This is a genomic window from Paenibacillus sp. EB106-05-06-XG162, from assembly GCF_058791655.1.
The window spans coordinates 95,143-121,195 of sequence record NZ_JBYTDT010000016.1; the positions used below are offsets into that span (position 1 = coordinate 95,143).

At 47.0% G+C, this 26,053-nt stretch carries 24 protein-coding genes and 1 other annotated feature; of the genes, 6 read left to right on the plus strand and 18 right to left on the minus strand.

Annotation, left to right across the window (positions count from 1 at the left end; translation table 11 throughout):
* Positions 1–24 precede the first annotated feature (24 nt).
* From ptsP to AC3WU2_RS25180, 6 genes are all read right to left on the minus strand, one after another.
* Complete coding sequence (gene ptsP, locus AC3WU2_RS25155; RefSeq protein ID WP_492457763.1) at positions 25–1,767, minus strand: phosphoenolpyruvate--protein phosphotransferase; 1,743 nt, start codon at positions 1,765–1,767, stop codon at positions 25–27.
* A 15-nt stretch (positions 1,768–1,782) separates the two neighbouring features.
* Positions 1,783–2,046, minus strand: a complete 264-nt coding sequence (locus AC3WU2_RS25160; protein WP_152396886.1) for an HPr family phosphocarrier protein — start codon at positions 2,044–2,046, stop codon at positions 1,783–1,785.
* A gap of 147 nt (positions 2,047–2,193) precedes the next feature.
* A complete protein-coding gene (gene nagE, locus AC3WU2_RS25165) occupies positions 2,194–3,648 on the minus strand; it encodes an N-acetylglucosamine-specific PTS transporter subunit IIBC (RefSeq protein ID WP_492457726.1) in 1,455 nt (484 codons plus the stop codon).
* Positions 3,649–3,691: 43 nt separating this feature from the next.
* Positions 3,692–4,174: a PTS sugar transporter subunit IIA gene (locus tag AC3WU2_RS25170; protein ID WP_492457727.1), complete on the minus strand. Its 483-nt coding sequence runs from the start codon at positions 4,172–4,174 to the stop codon at positions 3,692–3,694.
* Positions 4,175–4,494: 320 nt separating this feature from the next.
* Complete coding sequence (locus AC3WU2_RS25175) at positions 4,495–5,361, minus strand: PRD domain-containing protein (protein ID WP_492457728.1); 867 nt, start codon at positions 5,359–5,361, stop codon at positions 4,495–4,497.
* 78 nt (positions 5,362–5,439) lie between these two features.
* Complete coding sequence (locus AC3WU2_RS25180) at positions 5,440–6,759, minus strand: DEAD/DEAH box helicase (RefSeq protein ID WP_492457729.1); 1,320 nt, start codon at positions 6,757–6,759, stop codon at positions 5,440–5,442.
* A 91-nt stretch (positions 6,760–6,850) separates the two neighbouring features.
* Here AC3WU2_RS25180 and AC3WU2_RS25185 point away from each other — a divergent pair, with 91 nt between their 5' ends.
* On the plus strand, positions 6,851–7,114 hold the full coding sequence (locus AC3WU2_RS25185; protein ID WP_492457730.1) for a YusU family protein: 264 nt from the start codon (positions 6,851–6,853) through the stop codon (positions 7,112–7,114).
* A gap of 19 nt (positions 7,115–7,133) precedes the next feature.
* Here AC3WU2_RS25185 and AC3WU2_RS25190 read toward each other — a convergent pair whose 3' ends face one another.
* Together AC3WU2_RS25190 and AC3WU2_RS25195 are read right to left on the minus strand one after the other, a co-directional pair.
* Positions 7,134–7,913 (minus strand): SDR family NAD(P)-dependent oxidoreductase, encoded by a 780-nt coding sequence (locus AC3WU2_RS25190; RefSeq protein WP_492457731.1) that lies wholly within the window; start codon positions 7,911–7,913, stop codon positions 7,134–7,136.
* A 142-nt stretch (positions 7,914–8,055) separates the two neighbouring features.
* On the minus strand, positions 8,056–8,511 hold the full coding sequence (locus tag AC3WU2_RS25195; protein WP_492457732.1) for a chemotaxis protein CheX: 456 nt from the start codon (positions 8,509–8,511) through the stop codon (positions 8,056–8,058).
* Between the two features lie 293 nt (positions 8,512–8,804).
* Here AC3WU2_RS25195 and AC3WU2_RS25200 point away from each other — a divergent pair, with 293 nt between their 5' ends.
* Positions 8,805–9,764 (plus strand): zinc dependent phospholipase C family protein, encoded by a 960-nt coding sequence (locus tag AC3WU2_RS25200; protein ID WP_492457733.1) that lies wholly within the window; start codon positions 8,805–8,807, stop codon positions 9,762–9,764.
* 56 nt (positions 9,765–9,820) lie between these two features.
* Here the strand turns inward: AC3WU2_RS25200 and AC3WU2_RS25205 are convergent, their stop codons facing one another.
* Complete coding sequence (locus AC3WU2_RS25205) at positions 9,821–11,080, minus strand: MFS transporter (protein ID WP_492457734.1); 1,260 nt, start codon at positions 11,078–11,080, stop codon at positions 9,821–9,823.
* Positions 11,081–11,280: 200 nt separating this feature from the next.
* On the opposite strand from AC3WU2_RS25205, the gene AC3WU2_RS25210 reads away from it, so the two are divergent.
* Entirely contained in the window at positions 11,281–12,183 is a 903-nt protein-coding gene (locus tag AC3WU2_RS25210; protein ID WP_018758838.1) for a LysR family transcriptional regulator, read from the plus strand.
* A 13-nt stretch (positions 12,184–12,196) separates the two neighbouring features.
* The gene (locus AC3WU2_RS25215) at positions 12,197–13,012 is read left to right on the plus strand and encodes a histidinol-phosphatase (protein WP_018758839.1); all 816 of its coding nucleotides are present in this window, start codon (positions 12,197–12,199) and stop codon (positions 13,010–13,012) included.
* 176 nt (positions 13,013–13,188) lie between these two features.
* On the opposite strand, the gene AC3WU2_RS25220 is transcribed toward AC3WU2_RS25215, so the two are convergent.
* The 3 genes from AC3WU2_RS25220 to AC3WU2_RS25230 form a co-directional block, all read right to left on the minus strand.
* Positions 13,189–14,172, minus strand: a complete 984-nt coding sequence (locus AC3WU2_RS25220; RefSeq protein ID WP_492457735.1) for a DMT family transporter — start codon at positions 14,170–14,172, stop codon at positions 13,189–13,191.
* 98 nt (positions 14,173–14,270) lie between these two features.
* Complete coding sequence (locus AC3WU2_RS25225; RefSeq protein WP_492457736.1) at positions 14,271–15,014, minus strand: metallophosphoesterase family protein; 744 nt, start codon at positions 15,012–15,014, stop codon at positions 14,271–14,273.
* A gap of 29 nt (positions 15,015–15,043) precedes the next feature.
* The gene (locus tag AC3WU2_RS25230) at positions 15,044–15,904 is read right to left on the minus strand and encodes a metallophosphoesterase (RefSeq protein WP_492457737.1); all 861 of its coding nucleotides are present in this window, start codon (positions 15,902–15,904) and stop codon (positions 15,044–15,046) included.
* 270 nt (positions 15,905–16,174) lie between these two features.
* Positions 16,175–16,423 (plus strand) — a binding site (T-box leader).
* A gap of 319 nt (positions 16,424–16,742) precedes the next feature.
* Here AC3WU2_RS25230 and AC3WU2_RS25235 point away from each other — a divergent pair.
* On the plus strand, positions 16,743–17,825 hold the full coding sequence (locus AC3WU2_RS25235) for a bifunctional 3-deoxy-7-phosphoheptulonate synthase/chorismate mutase (protein ID WP_492457738.1): 1,083 nt from the start codon (positions 16,743–16,745) through the stop codon (positions 17,823–17,825).
* A gap of 209 nt (positions 17,826–18,034) precedes the next feature.
* Here the strand turns inward: AC3WU2_RS25235 and sdhB are convergent, their stop codons facing one another.
* From sdhB to AC3WU2_RS25250, 3 genes are read right to left on the minus strand one after another with little or no spacing between them, the layout of a single operon-like run.
* Positions 18,035–18,799 carry a succinate dehydrogenase iron-sulfur subunit gene (gene sdhB, locus AC3WU2_RS25240; RefSeq protein ID WP_018758844.1) on the minus strand — a complete coding sequence of 255 codons (765 nt, stop codon included), beginning with the start codon at positions 18,797–18,799 and terminating at the stop codon, positions 18,035–18,037.
* Positions 18,800–18,801: 2 nt separating this feature from the next.
* Entirely contained in the window at positions 18,802–20,559 is a 1,758-nt protein-coding gene (sdhA, locus tag AC3WU2_RS25245) for a succinate dehydrogenase flavoprotein subunit (protein ID WP_379345190.1), read from the minus strand.
* A gap of 13 nt (positions 20,560–20,572) precedes the next feature.
* Positions 20,573–21,247: a succinate dehydrogenase cytochrome b558 subunit gene (locus AC3WU2_RS25250; protein WP_492457739.1), complete on the minus strand. Its 675-nt coding sequence runs from the start codon at positions 21,245–21,247 to the stop codon at positions 20,573–20,575.
* A 166-nt stretch (positions 21,248–21,413) separates the two neighbouring features.
* Here AC3WU2_RS25250 and AC3WU2_RS25255 point away from each other — a divergent pair, with 166 nt between their 5' ends.
* Positions 21,414–22,340, plus strand: coding sequence for a LysR family transcriptional regulator (locus tag AC3WU2_RS25255; protein WP_379345188.1), 927 nt, complete (start codon positions 21,414–21,416; stop codon positions 22,338–22,340).
* 24 nt (positions 22,341–22,364) lie between these two features.
* On the opposite strand, the gene AC3WU2_RS25260 is transcribed toward AC3WU2_RS25255, so the two are convergent.
* The 3 genes from AC3WU2_RS25260 to AC3WU2_RS25270 form a co-directional block, all read right to left on the minus strand.
* Complete coding sequence (locus AC3WU2_RS25260) at positions 22,365–23,600, minus strand: cation:proton antiporter (protein ID WP_492457740.1); 1,236 nt, start codon at positions 23,598–23,600, stop codon at positions 22,365–22,367.
* A gap of 294 nt (positions 23,601–23,894) precedes the next feature.
* On the minus strand, positions 23,895–24,572 hold the full coding sequence (locus AC3WU2_RS25265) for a potassium channel family protein (protein ID WP_492457741.1): 678 nt from the start codon (positions 24,570–24,572) through the stop codon (positions 23,895–23,897).
* A gap of 17 nt (positions 24,573–24,589) precedes the next feature.
* Entirely contained in the window at positions 24,590–25,975 is a 1,386-nt protein-coding gene (locus AC3WU2_RS25270) for a TrkH family potassium uptake protein (RefSeq protein ID WP_492457764.1), read from the minus strand.
* Between the last annotated feature and the right edge of the window lie 78 nt (positions 25,976–26,053).

Below are 26,053 nucleotides of genomic sequence, written 5' to 3' on the forward strand. Positions count from 1 at the left end.
GTCCCTGCTATTTATCATGAAATCTTATAATACTTCTGCGATTTGTGGGAATGATTCTTGTACAAAACGCTCAATCTCTTCAGCCGTCTGCATATCAAGAGCTTTTGCTGCTACTTCCTTCGCATCAGCCAAGGAAATCTTGCTCATCAATACCCGTGCAGGCAATATGGAGCTTGCACTCATTGAGAACTCATCAAGCCCAAGTCCGAGCAAGAGCGGAACCGCGACCGGATTCCCTGCCATCTCGCCGCACATGCCAACCCATTTGCCTTCTCGATGTGCATTCTCGATGACCATACGGATTAGGCGAAGCACCGAAGGATTCATCGGTTGCGTCAAATGCGATACCTTCTCATTCATCCGGTCAGCCGCCATCGTATATTGCACGAGGTCATTCGTACCGATACTGAAGAAATCCGCTTCTTTCGCGAGTTGATCCGATACGAGTACAGCTGCTGGAATTTCGATCATAATACCAACTTCAAGCTCTTTATTATAAGCAACACCTGCTGCATCGAGTTCTGCCTTCACTTCAGCCAAAATCGCATTTGCTGCACGAAGTTCAACGATCGTCGCAATCATCGGATACATGATCTTCACATTACCGTAAGCACTCGCACGAAGAATAGCACGCAGCTGAGTCTTGAACATTTCTTGCTCATCCAAGCACAAGCGAATCGCACGGTAACCTAAGAATGGATTCATTTCCTTCGGCAGTTCAAGATAATCAAGCTCTTTATCTCCACCGATATCAAGCGTACGAATCACAATGGGATGATCCTTGCCGAATGTCTCAGCGACTTCTTTATAGGCTGCGAATTGCTCTTCTTCCGTCGGGAAGTTCGGGCGGCCCATGTACAAAAATTCGGTACGGAACAAACCGATGCCTTCTGCACCATTCTTATGCGCATTGTGTGCATCCCCAGGGTTCCCAATGTTCGCAACAAGCTCAACTTGATGACCATCAGATGTTACTGAAGCTGCATTCAGATAATTCTTGAATTCGGATTTGCGCTTCTCGAAGTTCACTTTCTTCGCTTCGTATTCTGCGATTTGCTCCGCCGTCGGCTTCACAATCATATCACCTGTCGTACCGTCAAGAATGACCATATCTCCGTCTTGAAGACGTTCCGTAACATCCTTCAAGCCAACAACCGCAGGAATTTCCATCGATCTCGCCATAATCGCGGAGTGTGATGTTCTTCCTCCGATGTTCGTTGCGAATCCTGCAACACGATCGCGGTCCAATTGTGCGGAATCGGAAGGCGTCAAGTCATCCGTAATGAGGACAACCGGCTCTTCGAAATCCGATAACGATGTCTGCTTCACACCGGTTAACAGGTGGAGCAGTCGTCTGCTGAGATCGCGGAAATCGGCTGCGCGCTCATTCATATACTCATTATCCATACTTTCGAAGAAGGTTACGAGCTCTTCTGTCACTTCAGCAAGGGATGCTTCCGCATTGATCGATTTCTCTTCGATCAATTCTTTGGTACGACCTACAAATTCATCATCATGCAGGACAAGAATGTGCGATTCGAAAATCTCAGCTTGCTCATCGCCCATCTTGATACGTGCTTGCTCTTGAATTTCTTTGACTTGTTCGATCGCTTGTTTGACAATTTCCGAGAAACGTACGACCTCTGCCTTTGCTTCTGCTGCCGATAATGTTCTACGCTCGATTTTGACACCGGTGTCTTTCATAACGAACGCAGGCCCGATTGCGTAGCCAGGTGCTGCAGCAATACCTTTTAAATTCATTGCTATTTCCCCTTTTCAGGCTTATTCAAAAACAGTCTCGAGCACTTCGCCTACAGCTTGCAATGCTTCAACTTCGCCGTCTCCATCGGTAATCACTGTCACTTGATCGTTTTGTTTAAGTCCCAATTTCAGAAGTCCTACCATCCCTTTAGCACTTACGCGTGTGCCGTCAGCTTTCTCAATCTCAACTTTGCAAGCAAATTGGCTTGCTTTCTTCAAGATCGCGCCAGCGGGTCTTGCGTGAACACCTGTAGGGTTTTTGATTGTAAATGTTTGTTGTTGCATATTGTTCCACTCCTTTTATGTTTAAGTCCACATGTTGTTTTCTCTTTTTATTTACAAGCCGAGGGTGATCAGCAAGCCTAAAGGCTAACGGAATCACCCATGATTTATCCTATTGTATGGTTTCTCTGATGTGGCTTGTTCACTATTCTACAGTTTATTGATTTCATCTTTCAACATTTCGGACTGGGTCCCGAATACAACCTGAACGGCACCGCCGCCAAGGCGCATAACACCGGCTGCACCTAATTTCTTAAGTTCAGCATCGTTCACTTGCTTATCATCTTTTACGACAAGACGTAAGCGTGTGATACATGCATCCGTGCTGACAATGTTCTCTTTACCGCCAAGATTGCTAAGAACTTTTACAGCCTTGTCAGACAATGGCGTCTTGCCGCTTACTGGCGCATCCGCATCTCCTGTTTCTGTACCATCGTCATCTTCGCGGCCAGGTGTCTTCAAGTTCAGCTTCACAATCAAGATACGGAACAAGAAGTAGTACACCAGGAAGAATACGATACCGACTGGAATTAAACGCAATGGATTCGTGGACAACTGGTAGTTAACCAAATAGTCGATCAATCCGGCTGAGAAACCGAATCCAAGCTTCACATCAAGCATGTACATCACGACACCGGCTACACCAGACAGAATGGCATGCACAACATATAGAACTGGCGCAATGAACATAAATGCGAACTCAATCGGCTCTGTAATCCCTGTCAAGAATGAAGCAAAAGCAAGACCAACGAATGTAGAAGCAACGAGTTTTCTTTTCTCCGGTTTTGCTGTGTGAATAAACGCTAGGGCAGCACCAGGAAGTGCGAACATCATGATTGGGAAGAAGCCTGTCATGAACATCCCTGCTGTTTTGTCTCCAGCGAAGAAGCGGTGCAAGTCACCACGAACAACTTCGCCCGCTGCGTTCGTAAAGTCACCTATCTGGAACCATACGATGGAGTTGATAATATGGTGTAATCCGAATGGTACAAGCAACCGGTTCGCTAGACCATATACGCCTGCGCCTACGGCTCCAAGGCTAACGATCCAACGCCCGAAATCATCAAGTGCGAGTTGAACAGGTCCCCAGATAAGACCAAATACAATACCCACTATAACCATCGTAAGCGATGTAATAATTGGAACGAACCGCTTACCGCTGAAGAATCCTAACCAGTCCGGTAGTTTAATGTTGTGGTATTTGTTATAGAAGTACGCTGCGATACCCCCGGCGATAATACCGCCGATAACACCCATATCGAGCTTCGTATCTTTACCGATGAACGTGAATGCTCCTGGCATTTTGGTTAGAACGTTCGTAAGTACAAGGTGCGAAATAACCGCAGCGAGCGCAGCAACTGCGTCGCCTGCAAAGCCGATCGCTACCCCGATCGCGAAGATGAGCGGCAAGTTATCAAAAATCGCTGAGCCGCCGGCCGCGAGGAAAGGAGCAATGTATTGGTTAATGAATCCCCCAACCGAGTCTCCCATATGGAAATCTTTAATGTAATCGACATTACCGAACCGGAGTAAAATGGCTGCAGCTGGAAGCGTTGCCACCGGTAGCATCAAGGACTTACCGATTCTTTGCAAGAATGCAAGCATGAAACGTAACCTCCTGAAAATTAAATTTTAAGGTTGTGCTTTGTTACTTCTTCACTTCAACATCTAGAACCGTGTTGTCCCCTGCTTTTACTTCCCCCGTATGCTTCGTCAATTGCTCGACTACTTCACCGTTCGCCATAATCACAGGCGTAATCACGGGATACCCTTTGGATTCAATAAACGCCATATCGAACTCGATCAAAGGCTGTCCTTGCTTGACAACATCCCCTGTCTTGATCAATGGCTTGAATCCTTCGCCTTTCAATTGCACCGTATTAACACCGATGTGCATAAGCACCTCTACACCTGAATCATGACCGACAATGCATGCATGATGCGTATCAATCAAATGTGCAACGATACCGTCACATGGTGACACGAGAACACCATTTGTTGGCTTTATAGCAACGCCGTCACCTAGAAGCGCTTCAGCAAATGCCGGATCCGGCACTTCACTTAGTGACACCGATGTTCCTGTTAATGGAGCAACCAAAGATACAATTGTTTTTTTCTTTTTGAAAAACATAAAATCCACCTCTTAAAATAATTTTAGGTCCTTGTGTAGCATGCCCAAAAAAGAGCACAAAAAAAGCATGAGTTAAGGAGAAAGAGGGTATTAGAACACTCTTGTCTCACTTAGCTCATGCCTATCACTAGTCGCACGCTAAATAACACAATATTATGGACTTGGGAAGTAAGAATGCTACGAATTCAAATGATTCCGCTTACTTCTCGTTATAGTCTGTATTATAGGACAGGATTCTGAAACCGTCAACGACAAAACACGATCCATTATCTTACAATTCGTCATAAATCGTCATTAAACAACAATATTCATAGAGTTTGTCATTGAATCGGATTTCCATAGTGCTGAAATAAACGGTACAAATGCATTACCAAGTATCCGATTTCATCCTCTGATACGGTTACACCAAGATTCGCTTCCATCATAAGCGCAATTTTCTTCCCTAAGGTATACTCATCCTTCAGTGTTTCACGAAGTTGGTTCGCAAATGGATTCGGTGACTTCTGCCCTACGGTTAGCCGTTCAATCGCAAAGCGTAGATGAGTAATCAGTCTAATGTAATCGAGACTATCACGAGGCACCTTAAATCCACGTTCCGCTTCAATCATAGCAACAGCTTCTTGGATCAAATGGGTCCATTTCACAATATTGCCGACCGATATATGACATACGGCGGACTGAATGTGCATGGCTAGAAATCCAACTTCGGTCTCAGGGATCTCGATATTGAACTTCTTCTCGATCAAGACTGCTGCTTTCTTCGCCAAGGCGAATTCTCGCGAATGCAGCGCTTGAATCTCATAAATAAATGGATTTGCAATATCGATGTTATTCTCAAGTCGATACAGCGCAAATTGAATATGACTCGGGAGCGCAATGAAAATTTGCTCATTCAGCGAGGTGTCGAATTCGTCTCCGACCATGGAGATGATTTCTTGTGAGACGTCAAGCACTTTGGGATCAACTTGTTCCGTTAATGCTTTGAATTGATTGCGCGAATCGGAACCGGCGAGATTAAATTTCTTCTCGATGCGAGGGTCTGAAGGAAGCACTAACATGCCGGCTTTTGCACCAAATCCGAGCCCTTTGCCCATGAGGACGAGCTCACTATCGGATTTCTCTATGGATACCAATATGGCGTTGTTACTAATCACCCGTTGAATGAGATATGCGGCTGATTCGCTCATTATTTCCTTCACCCTTTTTCGATCATCATTTATTTGTCCTCATTGTAGGGTCGATCCCACACCTGCGTCAATGATATATTATTTCGGATCCGATTTGGCCTTCAGCCATTTCGGTGCTCCCGCATTCTTACGATCACGATCACGGTCCTGTTTAGGCTTAGACGGGAGCGGCTTAGCAGGCGATTTCACCGCTGACTTTTTCACAGGTGCCTTCGTTTTCGTTACCGGATATTGGCGATTCGGTGCCTCCATTGAACTTGCTGCTTCCGGATTGAATACTTTCCCTTGATACATTGATTGGGGCTCAATCACAATATCCAGCTGACGCATGAATTTCTCTATGATGAACATTTCACGAGGGGTAACAATTGAAATTGCGATCCCTTTTTGCCCCATACGCCCAGTACGCCCAACGCGATGCACATAATGCTCACTGCTAATTGGCAGATCAAAGTTAATGACCATCGGGAGCTCTTTAATATCCAGCCCACGCGCAGCCACATCCGTTGCGAGCAGTAACTGAATCCGCCCTTCTCGGAAACGACGAAGCACATTCATCCGCTCTTGTTTGTTCGCTTCCCCGTATAACGGCTCAACTGATAATCCCACAAATTGCAGCTTCGCAATCCACTCCGCAATCGATTCGATTTCGTTCACGAATACAATCGCGGATTTGGGCTTGTATGATCTAACAATCCGGCGAAGCGTGTCAATCTTATTCCGTTCTTCCGTCTCAAAATAGAAGTGGGACAAAGTCGACGAAGTCTTCTGCTCCGGCTTAATCCCGATTTCCACAGGTTCATTCATCCATGCGTCCGCAATATTCCGTACTTCTTCCGGCATCGTTGCTGAGAAGAACAGTAATTGACGATCACGAAGAGCCGACTTGAATATGGCTTCCGTATCGCCCGCTGCACCTAGCTTGAACATTTGATCCACTTCATCGACGGTAATTGTACGGACTTCGTGCATTTTGAGCTTGCGCATCCCAATGAGTTCAAGCACGCGCCCTGGCGTTCCGACAATAAATTGCGGATGGAGTCTTAATTTCTCGATCTGTCTTTTACTTGCTGCCCCGCCGATTAGAGATTGTACCGTAATACCAAGCGACTCTCCGTACATCTCGGCTTCGCGGAAAATTTGCATTGCGAGCTCTTGTGTTGGTGCAAGAACAAGGGCTTGTACCTGTTTGAGCGCTGGATCAATCCGCTGCAGCATAGGCAGCAAATAAGCAAGGGTCTTACCCGTCCCTGTCTGGGACTGCGCGATCAAGTCTTTCCCTTCGAGTGCAACTGGAATTGCCTCTTGTTGGATAGGTGAAGGCGTCTCGATTCGTTCTGCGAGCAATCGCTCGACGAGCCTAGCGTCAATATGTAAATCTGTAAATGAAGTTGTCATGGTCTAGCATTTCCTTTCTTTGGCCCATTGGGCATTTGTATGGTACACTGAGATGCAGTTATTATCATTTATTGGAAAGGGGGTTCTATCGATGGATCAAGCCTTTATGGAACAATTCGATGGCCTGCTCGAAAAATATGCAGAACTGCTATTAGGTGATAACTCACCAGAACTAGTGGAGAAGATTAAAATTTGGGCCCTCTACAGCCATATGCATAAGACGATGCCGAACCTTACACAACACTGGACAGCGAGCCATCCTGAGGCTAAAACGGCTGTTCGCGCTCTTTTCGAAGAAGTAAAGCAGTTGAATGAGGCGCACCGAGCTAAGGCAAAGCCGAAGCAGGAACCTTAGGGCTTCTGCTTCGTTACCGTTATTTCTTGTTGATTAGCCGATAAGCCAACTTATCCGCAAGCCTTGGGAACAGTTGATACAGCTTAATCCCGATAGCTGCAGCGAACGGTAAATTCACTTCCGCTTTTCGCTTCGCGATAGCTGTTATTATTGTGTTCACGACTTGCTCTGGTTTTAACAAGAACATTTTAACATTATTAATGTAGGTCCCGCTCGGGTCTGCCTTCTCAAAAAACGGGGTATCAATAGGTCCCGGATTAATCGCCGTTACACCTATGTTCTTACCGACCATTTCTTGCCGCAGCGCATTCGTTAAGCCTAGTACGGCGTGCTTTGTCGCGTTATAGGCGCTTGATTTGGCAGTACCAATCTTGCCTGCGAGCGATGCAATATTCACGATATGACCTTGCCCTGCGGTCAACATATGCGGGAGCACGGCTTTGGTACAACGGACGATCCCCATATAATTGACATCCATCATCGCATTGAACTCCGCTGTATCCGTATCCAGGAATGATTGAAACACACCGTATCCAGCATTATTAATCAAGATATCGATGCGTCCAAATTCAGAGATGATCGATTCCACCGCGTCATTCACTTGTTGCTCATCCGTTACATCCATCGGGATCACATGACATCGTCCTGAGATTTGCGACCGCAGCGCCATAAGGCGTTCTGTAGAGCGTGCAGTTAAGATCGGAATGGCTCCGAGATCCGCAAGCTTCTGTGCGGTTAATGCACCAATCCCACTGGAGGCTCCTGTAATCAGCACGATTTTGCCTTGGTACGTATACACCGTAACACTCTCCTTCTATGTTGCGATGATTAGGAAAATCCCCACAAAACTTTCTTTACGAAAAAAGAATAGCCCCGTAAGCGGAGCTATATCGATTCGAAATTCATTATGTATTCACGAAGCTGCATCGTTGCTACTTCTGTTATCCAACAAGTACCTGAATATCTAAATGCCCGATCCCTTCCATCATGAGCGGAACCGTTAAGGCCTGTTTAGCTTTGAAATGTCCTGCTGCTGATTGTACCACTTTCGGCGGGGTAATATCAACTTTTACGCCTTGGTTAAATAATATCGTGCTTGCATTACCGCTAATCATATTCCCGAGTTCCGAGATCGCACTATGTCCCATCTCACCCAGCTCCGTCATGACGAAGCCGCCCATCATCGCTGAGACAATCTTCAGGGCTACAGACTCATGTAGACCAAAGACAATATTCCCATTCATCTGTCCTGTCATCCCGATTTCAATCCATATATATTGATCGAAGAACTGAACTTCTTTTATTTGAAGTTGTCCAGTCGTGGGGCGAATCTGTATCAATTGTTCAATTACATTACGAGCTGCATCCAAAAACGGATTAATATATTCCGCTTTCATGAATAGATTCTCCTCTATAGTTCGACATATATTTCTTTTATTCGACATTATTCATTCTATTTCTACGATAAATGATTGACTACATTATACGTCATGCGTCTTAAAAAATCACCTCAAAAATATACTTTTTTTGGTATTTCCGAACGATACCTCCTTCATCCCCTAGTCATTTGGGCCGATACACGTACAAATTCAACTAGTTCTATACGATTATATCGGTATTCGGTACAATAATTTTATACTTAGGAAGAAAGTTTCATAGCGAACATTTGTGCAGAAGGATGTGCGAAATCTTGCCTAACATTTGGACTCATTTTATTTTTGGTGAAGAAGTATTGAAAGATGCTGATCTTACAGCGATGATCACACATCCTGAGGATCTTCGAATGTTCCGTATGGGCTGTCAGGGCCCGGATTTTCTGTTCTATCATCACTTTTTGCCGTGGCAAAAAGATAAGACGATGAATGATGTCGGTTCAGTGATGCATAACGAGCATTGCGGTCCGGTGATTATGGATCTGATCGAAGGTGTCGCCCATCGGGCGCTGCAAGACCCCGCCGTTATTTATGTTCTTGGCTTTGTCCTGCACCATGTACTCGATCGGAATATGCACCCTTATGTGTTCTATCGTTCGGGATTCAAGAAATGGGACCATCAGCGGTTCGAGATCTGGATGGATACACTGGTCGTACAGAACAAGCTAGGGCTTGAGACATGGCGGACGCCGGTATGGAAGGAGTTCGAGACTGGCGGGAAGTTCCCGGATGGCATTGTCGATTTGTTCGAGCAAGTCACGGCGCGTTATTACCCCGAGATTGCGAAGCGTGTTCGCCGTGAAGCGTGGGAAGAAGCCAATCGGCATATGACGTCAGCGCAGCGGCTCTTCCATGATCCAACAGGGCTCAAACGGCTGCTGACCTTCGGTCAGATTGAGCCGTTCGTCTTCAAGCGGCCAAGCAAGCCGCTTGATATCTTGAACGAGTCGCGCAAGCCTTGGCGCGACCCCACAGGCCGAGACGCCTCGTATACGACGAGCGTCTGGGACATGTGGGCCGCCGCCCGCGAAGACGCGGCGGCTGTGGTTGGCGCTGCCGCCGCCTATTGGGCGGCTGTGCGCGAAGACGGCGCCGCGAGCGCAGCTGCGGCGCAAACGCGAGAGCGATTGGCCATCGTCGTGGCCAACCGCTCTTATGAACATGGCGAGCCGTGTGACAGCGGCTTGCAAATTATCGTGGCAGACCCCATCATCTGATGGGGGGCTGTCCACGACACACCAAGGGCTGCCTCCATTCGGGGCAGCCCTCATCTTTATGCCTTGGCTTCGTTAAGCCCCTTCGCCAGGTTCACCCGCGTCAGCATGATGATGCCGACGATGAAGAAGACCAGCAAGGACAGGATGGCGAGACGCGCGGAGCCTGTGAGCAGTGTGACAAGTCCGAACAACGCCGGACCAAGCGATGCCGATACTTTATCCGAGAGGCTCAGGAAGCCGAAGAACTCCGATGTACGGCCCGCCGGAACCAGCTTGCTGTAAATGGACCGAGCAATCGACTGACTTCCTCCCTGCACCATCCCTACGACAAATGCGAGCACATAGAAATGCAATGCATTCGTCATGAAATAGCCTAAGAAAACAACCAATACATAAATACATAATGACATATAGAGTGCACGCTTCGAACCGATCTTCGAAGCCATTTTACCGAATAGGAACGTAAATGGAATTCCTACAAATTGCGTAATCAGCAGCGCAATGATTAAATGACTCGTGCCAATTCCAATCGTCTTCCCATAGATCGTCGCCATACTGATAATGGTCGAGATCCCATCATTGAAGAACCAAAATGCGACTAAATATTTGAGCAGCTCCGGGTATTGCCGAATGTGTCTGAACGTCGTAAAGACACGGCGGAACCCTTCTTTTGCATAGAAGCTCACGGGCTGCTTGCGCTCTGCTCCCTTATCCTTCACATGGCGGAAGATAGGTAACGAGAAGAGAAACCACCAGAGTGCTACCGTCACGAACACCGCTTGCGTAGCCACGAGTTTATTGGGGAAGCCGACTTTGTCCCACATCTCGAGCATCACGATATTGACCGCGAGCAGTACGCCGCCTCCAATATATCCGAACATATAGCCTTTTGCAGAAATTTCATCTCGCTGATCCAGCGGGGCTACATCAGTCAAGATCGAATCATAGAACGTATTCCCGCCGGAGAATCCGATCACCCCAAGAATATAGCAGACCGAGACGAATAGATACGTCCCATTTCCCGTAAAAGCCATCAATAAACATGCAAGTACGCCCATATAGGCGAAAACGCGAAGAAACCGAACCTTACTTCGAGAAGAATCCGCAATCGCACCAAGAATTGGCGAGATCACAGCTACGATAATCATTGCAATCGTCTGGGTGAAGCCCCAGTAGCTTGTTGCAAGATGTTCCGGCAGATTGCTAGCAGCGACCGTTAAATAATAGATCGGGAGCACCGCGGCCATCATCGTTGTCGCAAATGCTGAGTTGGCCCAATCATACATCATCCAACTGCGCACAATTTTTCGATTCAAATAAGAACCCTCCTTTTGAAATATGTAACTCCACTGCCATGGAACATAAACCTATTTTTTTCGACAAACACCCCCTGCTTTCCTCCTTGATGACTTGCCCAATATTGATCATTGCTGAAAGTTCACCTATAATGTGAAATAAACCTTTAATTAGATCGTCTAATGTTGAACATATATTTTTACAGCCAAGGAGGGATTCTGTGAACATCAGTCAACTTGAGACACTCATTACCATTTCCAAGACGACGAGCTTTCGAAAAGCAGGGGAGCTGCTGAATTTAACGCAACCCGCCGTGTCCGCACAAATCAAAAGCTTAGAAGATGAATTCAAGACCGTGTTAATCGATCGGAACCAACCCGTCACACTCACGGATCAAGGCCACGTCTTTCTTGATCATGCAGAGCGTATTCTGAAGATTGTCGCAGAATTGAAGCAGCGTCTGAGTGATCTGAGTAATATTCCACAAGGTCATATTACGATCGGCACCACAACCTCCATCGCGATTCAAATTTTACCGCGCGTTCTCTCTTATTTTCAGAACCAATACCCGCTTATCAAAACTTCAATCTTAACGATGTCTTCCGCGCAGATTATGGCGCAAGTGGAGAATGGGACCGTTGATATCGGCATCGGTTACTTATCGGAGAGTACACCGAACCTGAAGTCCAGCGTATTGTACTATGACACCTTCGAACTTGTCGTTTCACCTAGCCACCCCTTGGGTACACTAAAGCACACGACCGTTGAAGCATTGCGTGATGTTCCGTTCATCGTCTTATCTCCTGACACGGTCGGCCGCCGATTTGCAGATCAAGTCTTTAAGAATTACAACATTCAACCACATATCGTGATGGAATTATCCAGTAGTGAAGAGATCAAACGGATGGTAGAGCTCAATCTCGGTGCCGCAGTGATCTCGAAGCTATCGATCGGAAGCGAGCTGCGACGCGGTACCTTGAAAATGATCAAAGTCAGTGAATTTGAGACTGCACATCCTGTCGGTGTCGTCTATAAATCCGGCAAATATTTAAATTCGGCTATGCAGCAATTTCTCAGCGACTTAAAAGGCATGCCTGAAACCCAATTTATCAGTTCAGAGTAAGGAGCGTAACCAGATGACTACGAAATTTGATTTGCATACACATCATTTTCGCTGCGGGCATGCGGATGGCAATATTGAAGACTATATCCAAGCGGGTATCCAAGCCGGGCTTCAAGTCATTGGAATTTCGGATCACTCGCCTTACTTCGGCAGCCCCGAAGATCAAGCTCAGCCTCGCATTGCCATGGCCAAAAGCGAATTTGCGAACTATATTCAAGAGGTTCTACGTCTTCAGGCGAAATACGAGGGGCAAATCGATGTCCTGCTCGGCGTTGAATCGGATTTTTTCCCGGAACATGCTTCCCTCTACCAACAAATATATGCGGGGTACCCCTTTGACTATGTAATCGGTTCCGTTCACCAGACGGAGGGCGTTAGTATCTTCAATAAGTCCCGTTGGAAAGGTCTAACGTCGGCTCGGATGATTGAGGCGAAGAACATTTATTACGGCATGATTCGGGATTCCGCAACGAGTGGGATGTTCCAAATTCTTGGACATATCGATGCAATGAAAGGCAATTATCCTGAATTCTCAACGATTGAAGCATATGAGGCGATTGACGAGACACTTCGCGTAATCGGCGAATGCGGCATTGCAATCGAAATCAATACATCAGGGAAAACAAAGCTGAGTGGCGGTTGGTATCCTTCGGATGACATCCTTGAACGCGCCCTGTTCCATCACGTGGATGTTACCTTCGGCTCTGATGCGCACGTTCCAAGCCGTGTTGGCGACGAATGGGAACAAGTTCGCGACCGTTTGAAGCAGATCGGATTCACATCCTGGGTCTATTACAAACAGAAGCAGAAGCAAATCGTGCAACTCTAGAACATGAATCCAACGCATATGACACCAAAAAAAGGAGGACCTGCCACGTTGGTAGGTCCTCAAGTTTATTTATTAAAAGGGGGTCTTGAGTACATCTTACCCCTTCAACATTATGGTCGTATCACAGAACCATTTCATTTGTGTAACAAATGAACAAAGCGGCAAGCCGCAGCAGTTTATTGCGCTATTTCTAGGTCTGATTTTCTTACGGCTTTCGTCGTTGCATGCGAGCGGTTCACGATAATAATACCGGAGACCACGCTTGCTAGTGCTAGAACAACCCAAATGTGTATCGTCTCGCCAAGAATGATGGAAGACAAGATCACGCCGAATACTGGAATCAGGAACAGGTACATTGAGACTTTCCCGACTTTATTATATTTCATGACCATATTCCAGAGTCCGAACGCCGCAGCCGAGACGAACGCAAGATAGATGAAGATGATCCCTGTCTTCATATCGAAATGAAACGGCATGAATCCTCTACGAACGACACCGATCGCCGCGAGGCCTAGCCCCCCGATCAGCATTTGCTTCGCGGTAAGCTCAAGCACAGATACTCTGCCCGATTCATGCCGCGCGAGCACATTCCCGAACGCACCAAACGCAGCCGATAAGAGTAAGCAAATCTCACCGAACCCGAATTGGAAATGCAATCCGCTCTGCGTGAATCCGACGGCAAATACACCCACGAATCCAAGGAACAAGCCCGTAATCTTAGCTGATGTGAACGGTTCATTCCGGTACATCGCTTGCGCGAATAACATTTGGAAGAATGAAGCCGAACCCGATATAATCGCCCCTTGAATCCCAGACGAATGCATCAGACCGATATAGAAGAATAGGTATTGTAAGAAGGTCTGTACAAGTGCAAGCCGAGAGAGACGCCATACACTTAACTTCCCCGTAAACTCATTCGCCTGCTGACTGCCTGCTGATTTCCCGATGGAAGCGAGCTTTAGCAGCAAATATAACAACAAACCTGCGAGTGCGAATCGATAGCCCGCAAATATGAGCTGCTCGAACACATCTTGCTTCGAAATTTGAAGCTCCACATAGCTTAATTTCACAAAGGGAACAGCACTGCCCCAGAGTAAGGTTGCAGCAACAGAGCTGACGATAATACCGATAGGATGCGTAAACCAACTTTTTGCTTTCACAGGATGTTTGCCACCTTTTTGATTTCCTTGGTGTGACATTAGACACACGTTACCCATTATGCTCCTAATCGACATGATCATCAACTATTATTTTCAATCTATTGCTGCAGTCCACGATAGACGCCAGTTCTTAGCTCGCGTATGTACATTTCCACTTCAGGCACGTCCGCTTCGAGCGCATGCTGCACTGCAAGCTCAATGTCATAGGGTACGCGTACAAGCTGGATAGAGAACGGATCGAGTGCACTTCCGCCCTCAACCCCTTCCAGGATCGCGTAGGACGCTTGGATCATATCCAGTGCGTTGCCGACACTTCCCACGTTGAACAGCATCCGGCGCTCCATATGCTGTACAAAGACATTATGAATATCGCCGTAGCCAACCACCTCCGGCTTCGGATCTTCCTCCGATTTGCCTGTCTCGGGCGTATTGTCGAACATTCCGAGTCTACGTTCCTCACTGTCCCAAGGCTGTACACGATGGTAGACACTCTGCGGCGAAGCATGGACAAACCGTATCCGTTTCCCACTCATCTCCATGTCATGGCTGAACGGGAGATTCGCTAAGTAATGTAACCTGTCTGCTCCGAGCCGATCCTCATGCCATGTAAATATCTCCTTATCTGTCAGCTGACGCCCGATGAGCTCATCCCAATTGCCTCGAATAACGATCTCGCAGCAATCGCGAATCCGATCGACAGCTTCGATGGGATTGGGCCCTTTACCTGCCAAGTCTCCTAGGCAAATAATCCGCTTAATTCCCCGTTTACTAATATCTGCGAGCACGGCTTCCAGTGCAGGCATGTTGCCATGAATATCTGATAGGATAGCAATTCGTTGCACAATAAATCCTCCTTGATTACTGCCTGCGGCTATGTTACTTGCCGCCTTAACGTATGGACCGTAATTTCCGGTCGACATAAGAAGCGGACGGGAAGAAAGGTCATTCCCAGCCCGCGGTTGGTATACACTTTAAATTCCGTATTCGGAAATGTATAGAGGCCGTCCGGGTATTTCTGCCCCATCTCTGGATTCCACTTCACAGGAACGCCCGGAATGCGCACTTGCCCCCCATGACTATGCCCCGATAACTGAAGATCTATCGCATATTTCATGGCCTCGTCAGCCAGATCCGGTTCATGTGCTAACAGCAGCGTATAGCGATCCGCTGGGATCCCTTTCACAGCCTCCCTAACATTCGGAAAACCGCCGAACCAATCTTCGAGCCCCGCCACCGCAATTTTTTCACTGCTGCGCACCAGATCTACATGTTGATTTTTGAGCACCCGAAATCCAGCTTGTTCTAAGGCATTCGTCGACTTGGACTCCGTCGCATGGCGGAAATCATGATTCCCGAGTACAGCGAACTTCCCAAGCGGTGCATGAAGCTTCTTCAACGCTGGGATGACCTGATCCACTTTTGCAAGACCATTATCGATCAGATCCCCCGTGAAAAGGATGAGGTCCGCCCGTTCTTCATTCATCTGCTCTACGATGCTAAGAAGCCGCTCCGCATTCATATGATATCCAAAATGAAGATCGCTAAAATGAATTATTCGCAGGTTATGAAACGCCTCCGGCAGCCGGCTGCTATAATGAATCATTCGCTTCCACTCGATCCATCCCGGTTCGATAAACCGCGTATATGTCCCCCCAGCCACTGCCATGCCCAGAAGCGTTAACGCACTCCGCTTCAAGAATGATCGTCGTGTCATCTTTCGCTTGTTCCCCATTTGTCCTCCCGTACACCCATATGCTACCTTTTAGTATACCATCTTCATCCAGTCAAAGGAAAATTGAACTATCGGGCAAGAAGCTCAATACCTAGCAGCACAACCTTTCTTGCAACCGTTGGTATTCGTGGTGATACAGGAACATGATGTCCTCACTGTATTACTTTACAGAAATAAATTGTTAAAGCTTCACACGAGCCTATTGCATATTTCAGATCATGGGATTACAATCTCTATTAACCGGTTTGAATTTGAGGAATATGATACTTATTACAGACGATGACGGAGAAAAGTAAGCGAAAGACAGCCTTACAGGGACTGTGTGCCGACCGACTGAGAGCACACGGAAGGAAATGATTTGCTGAAGTTCACTCCAGAGTTGATACCTGAACGAGGAAGAATGTTATTCATCCTTCACTAGGGAGGTCCGTCCGCATGACGTTACCATGCATTGAGCGAGAAAGCTGAATTTACGGCTGTCTAACAAGGGTGGTACCACGGAGTTTCACCGTCCCTTGATTAGGCAGTCTTTTTGCGTTCTAAGGGCCCTTAGAACGCATGAGCATGGAATTCAGCGACAATCTGAGTAGAGAAAATAAAATGAGAATTCAAAAAGTCGGCTTTTCAGCACCAAGAAGGTTGTGCGAATCCGAAGAAGGAGGAAACGGAGTTTAGGCAAAACCTAAATGAGTACCTGAAATGTTTCTGAAGGAAACATACATCGTAAGCGTATGCTCTTCGAGGGTGAACGCAAGATTCGATGTTGAATTCGCTTCATGAAATACTTCGTGATCAAAAGATGACTTTATGAATAGCCTCTAAAAAGGAGCGATTTGAGATGAGCGAGAAGAGACAAGATTTAGACCAGTTACGTAATCAATTAGATGAAATTAACCTAAAATTATTATCCCTATTAAGCGAGCGCGCGGTTATTGCCCAAGAGATCGGCATCGTGAAGCAGAAGCAAGGGATTCCCAAATATGATCCAGTCCGTGAGCGTGAGATGCTCGAGGAGCTTGTCGCACGCAACAATGGTCCATTCGAGGATGCGACAATCAAGCATTTATTCAAACAAATCTTCAAAGCATCACTTGATCTGCAGCAAGATGATCACAAGAAAATTTTGCTCGTCAGCCGGAAGAAGCAGCAAGAGAATACAATTGTTGATGTGAAAGGCGTACCGATCGGCGGATCTGCGCAAGTGATGATCGCCGGACCATGTTCGGTGGAATCCTATGACCAGCTCAAGACCGTTGCGACGGCACTGAAAGAATCCGGTATCCGCGTTCTTCGCGGCGGCGCCTTCAAACCACGGACATCTCCGTATGACTTCCAAGGTCTTGGCATTGAAGGCTTGAAGTTGCTGAAGCAAGTTGGTGAAGAACTCGATATGGTGACGATCAGCGAAATTGTACACCCAGGACATATCGAGCTGGCCGCAGAGTATATCGATATCATTCAGATCGGCGCACGGAATATGCAGAACTTCGAGCTCCTTAAGGCCGCTGGCCAAGTAGGCGTTCCCATCGTACTCAAGCGCGGACTTGCAGCAACGATCGAAGAGTTCATCCTCGCAGCTGAGTACATTGTTGCTGGAGGCAATCCGAATGTCATCATGATCGAACGCGGCATTCGTACCTATGAGAAATGGACACGGAATACGCTCGACATCTCGGCTGTTCCGATCTTGAAGCAAGAGACACATTTACCCGTGCTCGTCGATGTCACGCACTCGACAGGACGCAAGGATATTCTCGTTCCTTGTGCAAAGGCAGCACTCGCCGCAGGTGCGGATGGCATTATGGTCGAGGTACATCCAGACCCAGCAACCGCTCTGTCCGATGCGCAGCAGCAGCTCAATATCGAGCAATTCCATGATTTCTGGCACCGTGTCAAATCTTCCGGATTGTTCAACGAATAACATACCCCACAAAGTGATGCTTTGACCTCGAAGCGATTCAGGTACTTTGTGAGGCCCCCGGTAAATGCTATACGAACAAGAAAAGGCATACCCCGAAGCTACAGGCGGTTGATTCATTCAACCGATCCAGTGCTTCAAGGTATGCCTTTTTATGATGCTGCTCTTCACCTAACACAGCTTTTACTCATTTCACTTTTGCTAAAGTTGTGTTATACGCCTAACCATTTCTTGAACATATGCTTCGTTGTCGCCTTGTTCATCTCAGCGATCGAAGTTGTGAGTGGAATGCCCTTCGGACAAGAACGCACGCAGTTCTGCGAGTTACCGCAGCCTTCGATTCCGCCCTCTTCCATCAAGGCATCTAGACGCTCATCCTTGTTCATCTCACCTGTTGGGTGCGCGTTGAACAAGCGAACTTGTGAGATCGGCGCAGGTCCGATAAAGCTGGTTTTTTCGTTCACGTTCGGACAAGCTTCTAAGCAGACACCGCATGTCATACACTTCGACAATTCGTACGCCCATTGACGTTTGGATTCTGCCATCCGTGGTCCAGGACCAAGGTCATACGTCCCATCAATCGGAATCCACGCCTTCACTTTCTTCAATGCGTTGAACATCCGGCTGCGGTCAATGACAAGGTCACGAACGACTGGGAAGGTGCTCATCGGTGCAATACGTACCGGCTGCTCAAGTTTGTCGACGAGCGCCGAGCAAGCTTGACGCGGTTTGCCGTTAATGACCATCGAACATGCCCCGCATACTTCCTCCAAACAGTTGGATTCCCAGCATACCGGCGATGTCGATTGACCATTCGCGTTCTTCGGATTCCGCTGAATTTCCATTAAGGCACTAATCACGTTCATCCCTGGACGGTAAGGCACTTCGAATTCTTCTGTATAAGACTTCGCATCCGGTTTATCCTGACGCGTGACGATGAATTTAACGGTTTTGGATGATACTGTAGTCTCCGCCATCGTTATTCTCCTTTCTTCTTATCTGTCGAATAATCGCGTTTACGCGGTTTAATAAGCGATACATCTACCTCTTCATACGAAATCGTTGGTCCGTCTGGCGTCCATGCTGCTTTCGTCGTCTTCATGAAATCTTCATCGTTACGATCCGGGAATTCCGGTTTGTAATGCGCACCACGGCTCTCATTACGCATTAATGCACCTAATGTCATCGCTTCGGATAACTCTAACATGTTCCAGAGTTGACGCGTAAAGGCTACTCCTTGGTTGTTCCAACGCGCCGTATCGGTCATATTGATGTTCTGGTAACGCTGCTTTAATTCTTTGATCTTGGCGATTGTCTCTTCAAGCTTTTTGTTATAACGAACCACGGTCATGTTATTCGTCATCCACTCACCAAGTTCTTTATGCAATACATAGGCATTCTCTTTGCCTTCCATCTTAAGCAAGCTCTCGTACTTGTCCGTCTGCTTCTTGCTCTCGCGATCGAATACGGAGGAGGAGATATCTTCAGCTGATTTCTTCAAGCCGCGGATATATTCAACTGCCTTCGGTCCGGATACCATCCCGCCGTAGATGGCGGATAAGAGCGAGTTCGCGCCCAGACGGTTCGCACCGTGATATTGGTATTCACATTCGCCAGCTGCGAATAATCCAGGAATGTTCGTCATTTGATTGTAGTCGACCCACATGCCGCCCATCGAATAATGGACTGCCGGGAAGATTTTCATCGGAATTTTACGAGGGTCATCACCCATGAATTTCTCATAAATCTCAATAATGCCGCCGAGCTTCACATCTAGTACTTTCGGATCTTTGTGCGACAAGTCAAGGTATACCATGTTCTCGCCGTTAATCCCCAGTTTCTGATCCACACAGACGCTGAAAATTTCACGTGTTGCAATATCCCGCGGCACAAGGTTACCGTATGCCGGATATTTCTCTTCAAGGAAATACCAAGGTTTACCGTCTTTATATGTCCAGATCCGTCCGCCTTCACCGCGTGCAGACTCCGACATCAAGCGAAGCTTATCGTCCCCAGGAATCGCAGTCGGGTGAATCTGAATGAACTCCCCGTTCGCGTAATGAACGCCTTGTTGATACACTGCGCTCGCTGCTGTTCCTGTGTTGATAACCGAGTTCGTTGTTTTACCGAAAATAATACCAGGACCGCCTGTTGCGAGAATAACCGCATCCGCTGCGAATGTAACAACTTCCATGGTACGAAGATCTTGCGCAGTAATCCCGCGGCATACGCCTTCATCATCGATGACCGCCGATAAGAACTCCCAATGCTCGCGTTTTGTTACAAGCCCAGCTGCCTCATGACGACGAACTTGCTCATCGAGTGCGTACAAGAGCTGCTGTCCTGTCGTCGCCCCCGCAAATGCTGTACGGCTGTATTTCGTTCCACCGAACCGGCGGAAATCAAGTAATCCCTCTGGTGTACGGTTGAACATGACACCCATGCGGTCCATCAAGTGGATAATCCCAGGCGCTGCATCACACATCGCTTTGATTGGAGGTTGGTTCGCTAAGAAGTCTCCCCCATATACCGTATCGTCAAAGTGCTCCCATGTGGAGTCGCCTTCACCTTTCGTATTTACGGCACCGTTAATTCCGCCCTGTGCACATACGGAGTGAGAACGTTTCACCGGTACAAGCGAGAATAGTTCTACATGTACATCTGCTTCTGCTGCTTTGATCGTGGCCATCAGACCTGCTAGTCCGCCGCCTACGACGATGATTTTAGATTTCGACATTCCATTCCACCCCTTAACCGTTAATCATGCCAGTTGCCAAATTTACAAGCCCTGCTGCTTCAAATTCACTGCCTGTGAATGCAACCAGTGACAGAATGAACAAGAGCGATACAAGAACGAATACGGCCATGCAAATATAAGAAGATACACGTTGTGCGCGTGGTCCAACCGTAATCCCCCAGCTCACAAGGAACGACCATAGTCCGTTGCTGAAATGGAATACCGCAGCTACAACCCCAATGACGTAGAAGATAAAGAAAACTGGTTGTGATAAAATATCATTCATGTGCTGACCAAGATCTTCATGCGTCACATTGCCAAGCGCAACTTGAAAACGCGTGGTATATAGATGCCATACAACGAAGATGAACGTAATGACACCCGTTACCCGTTGCAGCATGAACATGATGTTGCGACCGTAGCTGTAATTGCTGACATTATTTCTAGCTTGGTAGGCAATATAAAGACCATATACACCGTGGTAGAGCAGTGGTAAGAAAATCCCGAATATTTCTAAGAAGGTAACTAACGGGAGATCATTCAGAAATTTAACGCTGCCGGTAAAACCTTCTTTGCCTCCTTCGAACGCGGAGTAATTCGTCAACATGTGCTCCAGGATAAACAAGCCCAGCGGAATAATCCCGAGTAGCGAGTGCAACTTCCGTGAATAAAAAGAAGTCCCTTTCATAAGTAAGCGTTTCCCCTTTCAATCATTGCCAAGATTAGTTTCCAATTTTCATGTGAACAAGTTGTGAATGGTTTATACCATCTATCATGTTACTCCTTTTTCGCTTATAATGGAAATGCGTATTTTCTATTAGTTTTTATAACTAATTTGCATAAGAGGTGTCGAAATGTTAGAAATGATGCAATATTTTGCAGCAGTCGTTGAACAGTCGAGTCTGAACAAAGCCTCTCAGCTGTTGAATTTATCACAACCAGCCCTCTCCAGAAAAATTACCAAACTGGAAGACCAGCTTGGTGTACAACTCTTTACTCGAAATGGTAAGAAGCTCGAACTGACAAGAATCGGCCAGCTTACCTATGAATTCGCACTCGAAATGCGGCAAATCGAACGCGATCTGCTGCAGACCATCGCTGAATATAAAGCAACGGATAAAAGTATGATTACGATCGGGGCCAGTCTAACGACCCTGCAATCCACGCTCCCCGACCTTATTCATGTCTTCCTGAGTAAGCATCCCGAGACGGAGATGAAGGCGATCACGGGCAAAACCCACGAGATCGTCACCCTCGTACGGGAGAAGAAGGTCGATATCGGTCTTGTTGCTTCTTTAATTAATGAACCACCGCTCCAGTGCCTTCCTTTATTCGAAGACCATCTGGATCTCGTACTCCCGAAGCACCATGTGCTGCATGCCAAGAAAACGATTGATATACAAGATTTGAACGGCCTCCCGATGATCCTATTCTCGAGAGGCACCTGGTACCGTATACTAACCGATGATCTATTCCATCGTTGCCGGGTTATTCCAGATGTTCGCATGGAGATTGACTCCTTTGAAGCCATCATTCGCTTGCTCTCGACTGGGAAGTCAGCAACTCTCCTGCCTCACTCGTATCTTAGACCGCAATTATTAGCGGATAACGAGCTAACGGTCGTCCATTTACGTGAATTGGAGCAGACCAAGCGTACGACATCTTTGATCTATTCCGACCCTGCATCCCTAAGCACTTCGGCGCAAATGCTCATTCAAGAAGCCTCTTCATATGCGAAGCTGCAGTCTTTTACCGCAAAAGCAAAAAGCCATGGAATTTAAACATCCATGGCAAGGTCATCAGCATTAATTATTCGGTTTCACTTCAAGTCCCAGCTTCCGCGCGACCCAGGCCGTTGTGCTTGCCTGCACCAGAATCGTGAGCATGATCGCCATGAAGGTAACGGATGCAATAATATCTGCATGCTCCACACCTGACGCGACAATCATCCCCGATAACGCGGCCGGAATGACGCCCGTCTCACGTACCCAGACCATGAACGCCATCTCGCGCCATGTCCATTTGGCTCTTCGATCAGGGAGTGCACAAGCTATGACGGTGAGCGGTCTCGCAATGAACATCAGCACCAACACAACGGCAAGACTTGGCCAGAAATATTCGATCAACACGTGGAAATTGACTTGACTGCCAAGCAAAATGAAGATTAGCATACGCATCAATACCGTAATATTATCTGCGAAGTGATCCATCTCTTGGCGTTTCTCATGCATCGATAAGCCGAATGTCTTCTCATTGCCCCAGATTAAGCCCGCAACGAATGTCGCCATAAAGCCGCTAACATGCAACAAATCCCCAATCAAGTACCCCGCAAGCGCGACAACGATCATCGCAATCGTCGTATACTCACGCAAGACTGCAAATCGATGATGTCCTGTCAAATACGAGAATGGGATTGCGACGACCACCCCAACAATAATCCCACCAACTGCTGTCTTCAAGAAATCAAAAATCATCGGACCTGCTTCCAGACTCCCTTGGCCTAAGACCACAGCGAGCAAGGTAAAGGTAATAATAGACCCCGTCGCATCATTAAATGCCGACTCACTCTCAACCGTCTCACGTACCTTGTCCCGAATCTTGACCTGCCTGAAGACCGGAATGATCGATGCTGGGTCTGTTGATGCGATGACTGCACCCACCAATAGCGACAAAATCCATCCAAGCCCGAACAAATAATGCACGGCTACACCGACGACACCGACAGTGATCAACACCCCTGGCACACTCAGTAAGGAAATCGTAATCCAGACTTTGCGAAGCCCATGAAGCCCAATATTCCGCCCGCCATCGAACAGAATTAATGTAGAACCAGCCGTTAAGATCGTCTGATTGAGCACCGAACTGCTCGTCTCATGAATCCAATGCAGCCCTTGACCGAGCACCATACCGATCAGAATAAAAACAACCACATCTGGGAGCTTCAGCCATGCAGCAATTTTGCCGGACACCATGCCTGCGATGAAGATTAATACAAGTACAATCAATAGATGCTGAATGATTTCTCCCGTTGCTGTTCCCAAGTACACCACGTCCTTGAATGATCAATTCATTAATGCTTTAAGTGCGTGTTCAAAAAGTCGGCTTTTCAGCACCAAGAAGGTTGCGAGAATCCGAAGGCCTATGCTTCCGTAGCGAGTTTTTCTTCGAAAAACTTTTAGAGGAACGGAGTTTAGGACCTAAATGAGTACCTGAAATGTTTCCGAAGTAAACATACATCGTAAGCATATGCTCTTCGAGGATGAACGCAAGATTCGATGTCGAATACGCTCCATGAAATACTTCGTGATCAAAAGATGACTTTTTGAACAACCTCTTTATGCCAAAACTTGTCCATCCGTCATTCGCTCTTCAAAGGCGTCGATTTGCTCATTCGTCCCAATGATGACCATAATGTCTTTCTCAGAAAGTACTTGTTCTGCCGTAGGTACGATGATAACCCCTTCCTTCTTATTGATCGCTACAATACTGCAGCCAAAACGGGACCTCGGATTGAGATCTTTGAGCGAGATGCCATCCAGACAGCTAGGAACGGTCAACTCTGCAATCGAATAATCTTTAGACAGTTCGATGTAGTCGAGCAAGTTCGGAGACACCAGCTGATGCGCCACCCGAATCCCCATATCCCGCTCTGGGAAAATCACACGGTCAACGCCGATCCGCTCAAGCACGCGACCATGCAGATCAGAGATTGCTTTGGCAACAACCTTCTTCACACCAAGCTCCTTCAGCTGAATCGTTGCCAGAATACTCGTCTGAATATCGTCCCCAATCGCGACGACTCCGCAATCGAAATTGCGAACCCCTAAAGAACGCAGCGTCTCCACATCCGTCGCATCCGCAACGACCCCATGAGTTATCTTACGGCCTATCGCATCGACTACCTCTTCATCTTTATCAATCCCCAACACTTCGTGCCCTAGCTCAATCAATTCCTTCGCAAGACTTGAACCAAATCGTCCTAATCCGATCACTACAAATTGTTCTGTTTTCATGTCTTTCTTCCGATCTCCTATCCAATAATCATTTTGCCTTCGGGATGACGGTACAATTCTTTCTCTGTCTTTGGTCCAATCGCATAAGCTAGAGTTAATGGTCCAAGTCTTCCCATAAACATCATCAGACTAATCATAATTTTTCCAAAAACGGTTAAATCCGCCGTCAACCCCATCGATAACCCTACCGTTCCGAAGGCCGAGGTCGTCTCATACAAAATCATTAAGAAATGATGGTCTTCCGTTGTTGAGAGCAGCATCGAGACGAACACGACGAGCATTAGAGACAAGAACGTGATCGTTAATGCTTTGAATATTCGCTCCTTTGCCAGACGATACCGGAACATGACCACATCTTCTTTACCGCGAATCATGGAAATGACAGCCATGATCAAAATGGCAAAGGTCGTCGTCTTAATCCCGCCTCCAGTCGATCCGGGGGATGCACCAATAAACATCAGAATGATCGTAAAGAACTGCGACGCCTGCCGCATGCTGCCAAGATCGAGCGTGTTCGCCCCTGCTGTACGCGGGGACACCGATTGGAAGAAGGAGGCGAGTATTTTACCTGACCAATCCAATGGAGCTAATGTCTTATTATTCGTAAATTCGAAGACGAAAATGACTATCGCACCAAAAACGATCAAAAAGCCCGTCATCGATAAAACGACTTTTGTATGTAAAGACAATTTTTTTCGATTTCTAAAATCCACCAAATCCGCCATAACAATAAATCCGATGCCACCGAAGATAATAAGAACCATGGAGACAATATTGACAAGCGGGTCACTAACATAAGCTGTTAAGCTCGAGAAATGCCCGAATAGATCAAAACCGGCATTATTGAAGAAGGATACCGCATGGAATATACCGAAGTAGAGTGCACGGATGAACGGCATATCGAAGGACCAACGGATCGTGAACAATAACGCAGCGACTGCTTCGATCGAAACCGAATAAATAAGGACCCTTCGAATCAATCGAACGATGCCTTCCATACTCGATTGATTCATCGCCTCTTGTAAAATCAAGCGCTCCGACAAGGAGATCCTTTTCTTCAGGACAAGAGCGAATAAAGTAGCCATGGTCATGAATCCAAGTCCGCCAATCTGAATAAGGAACATCAACACGACTTGCCCAAAGACGGTGAAATGCGTTCCTGTATCCACGACGATCAGTCCCGTCACACATGTGGCTGATGTCGCCGTGAACAATGCATCTACGAAGTCAAGTTGAACGCCGTCAACACTCGAAATTGGAAGCATCAACAGTAAGGTGCCCAGCAGAATTATGCACGCAAATCCAAGGGATAAGATACGAGGTGGCGTTAGCGCAAAAAATTTCTTTTTCAAAAATACCCTTCCCTTCACTAAAATACCAAAGCAAGTATACTTGATCTCCATCATTTTGTCATACAATGTTTTTAGGGCATTCTTGATCATACGCTGGTACTCAGCAGATGAACTATGATATTTTTACTA

What these genes read in the sequence shown, in the direction of transcription:
- AC3WU2_RS25195 (WP_492457732.1), bottom strand. Translation starts at nt 8,511, where the DNA reads ATGAAAGCGGAATATATTAATCCGTTTTTGGATGCAGCTCGTAATGTA.
- AC3WU2_RS25180 (WP_492457729.1), bottom strand. Translation starts at nt 6,759, where the DNA reads ATGACAACTTCATTTACAGATTTACATATTGACGCTAGGCTCGTCGAG.
- AC3WU2_RS25265 (WP_492457741.1), bottom strand. Translation starts at nt 24,572, where the DNA reads ATGAAAACAGAACAATTTGTAGTGATCGGATTAGGACGATTTGGTTCA.
- AC3WU2_RS25235 (WP_492457738.1), top strand. Translation starts at nt 16,743, where the DNA reads ATGAGCGAGAAGAGACAAGATTTAGACCAGTTACGTAATCAATTAGAT.
- AC3WU2_RS25250 (WP_492457739.1), bottom strand. Translation starts at nt 21,247, where the DNA reads ATGAAAGGGACTTCTTTTTATTCACGGAAGTTGCACTCGCTACTCGGG.
- AC3WU2_RS25270 (WP_492457764.1), bottom strand. Translation starts at nt 25,975, where the DNA reads ATGGAGATCAAGTATACTTGCTTTGGTATTTTAGTGAAGGGAAGGGTA.
- AC3WU2_RS25230 (WP_492457737.1), bottom strand. Translation starts at nt 15,904, where the DNA reads ATGGGGAACAAGCGAAAGATGACACGACGATCATTCTTGAAGCGGAGT.
- AC3WU2_RS25185 (WP_492457730.1), top strand. Translation starts at nt 6,851, where the DNA reads ATGGATCAAGCCTTTATGGAACAATTCGATGGCCTGCTCGAAAAATAT.
- AC3WU2_RS25175 (WP_492457728.1), bottom strand. Translation starts at nt 5,361, where the DNA reads ATGAGCGAATCAGCCGCATATCTCATTCAACGGGTGATTAGTAACAAC.
- sdhB (WP_018758844.1), bottom strand. Translation starts at nt 18,799, where the DNA reads ATGGCGGAGACTACAGTATCATCCAAAACCGTTAAATTCATCGTCACG.
- AC3WU2_RS25160 (WP_152396886.1), bottom strand. Translation starts at nt 2,046, where the DNA reads ATGCAACAACAAACATTTACAATCAAAAACCCTACAGGTGTTCACGCA.
- sdhA (WP_379345190.1), bottom strand. Translation starts at nt 20,559, where the DNA reads ATGTCGAAATCTAAAATCATCGTCGTAGGCGGCGGACTAGCAGGTCTG.
- nagE (WP_492457726.1), bottom strand. Translation starts at nt 3,648, where the DNA reads ATGCTTGCATTCTTGCAAAGAATCGGTAAGTCCTTGATGCTACCGGTG.
- AC3WU2_RS25255 (WP_379345188.1), top strand. Translation starts at nt 21,414, where the DNA reads ATGTTAGAAATGATGCAATATTTTGCAGCAGTCGTTGAACAGTCGAGT.
- AC3WU2_RS25215 (WP_018758839.1), top strand. Translation starts at nt 12,197, where the DNA reads ATGACTACGAAATTTGATTTGCATACACATCATTTTCGCTGCGGGCAT.
- AC3WU2_RS25170 (WP_492457727.1), bottom strand. Translation starts at nt 4,174, where the DNA reads ATGTTTTTCAAAAAGAAAAAAACAATTGTATCTTTGGTTGCTCCATTA.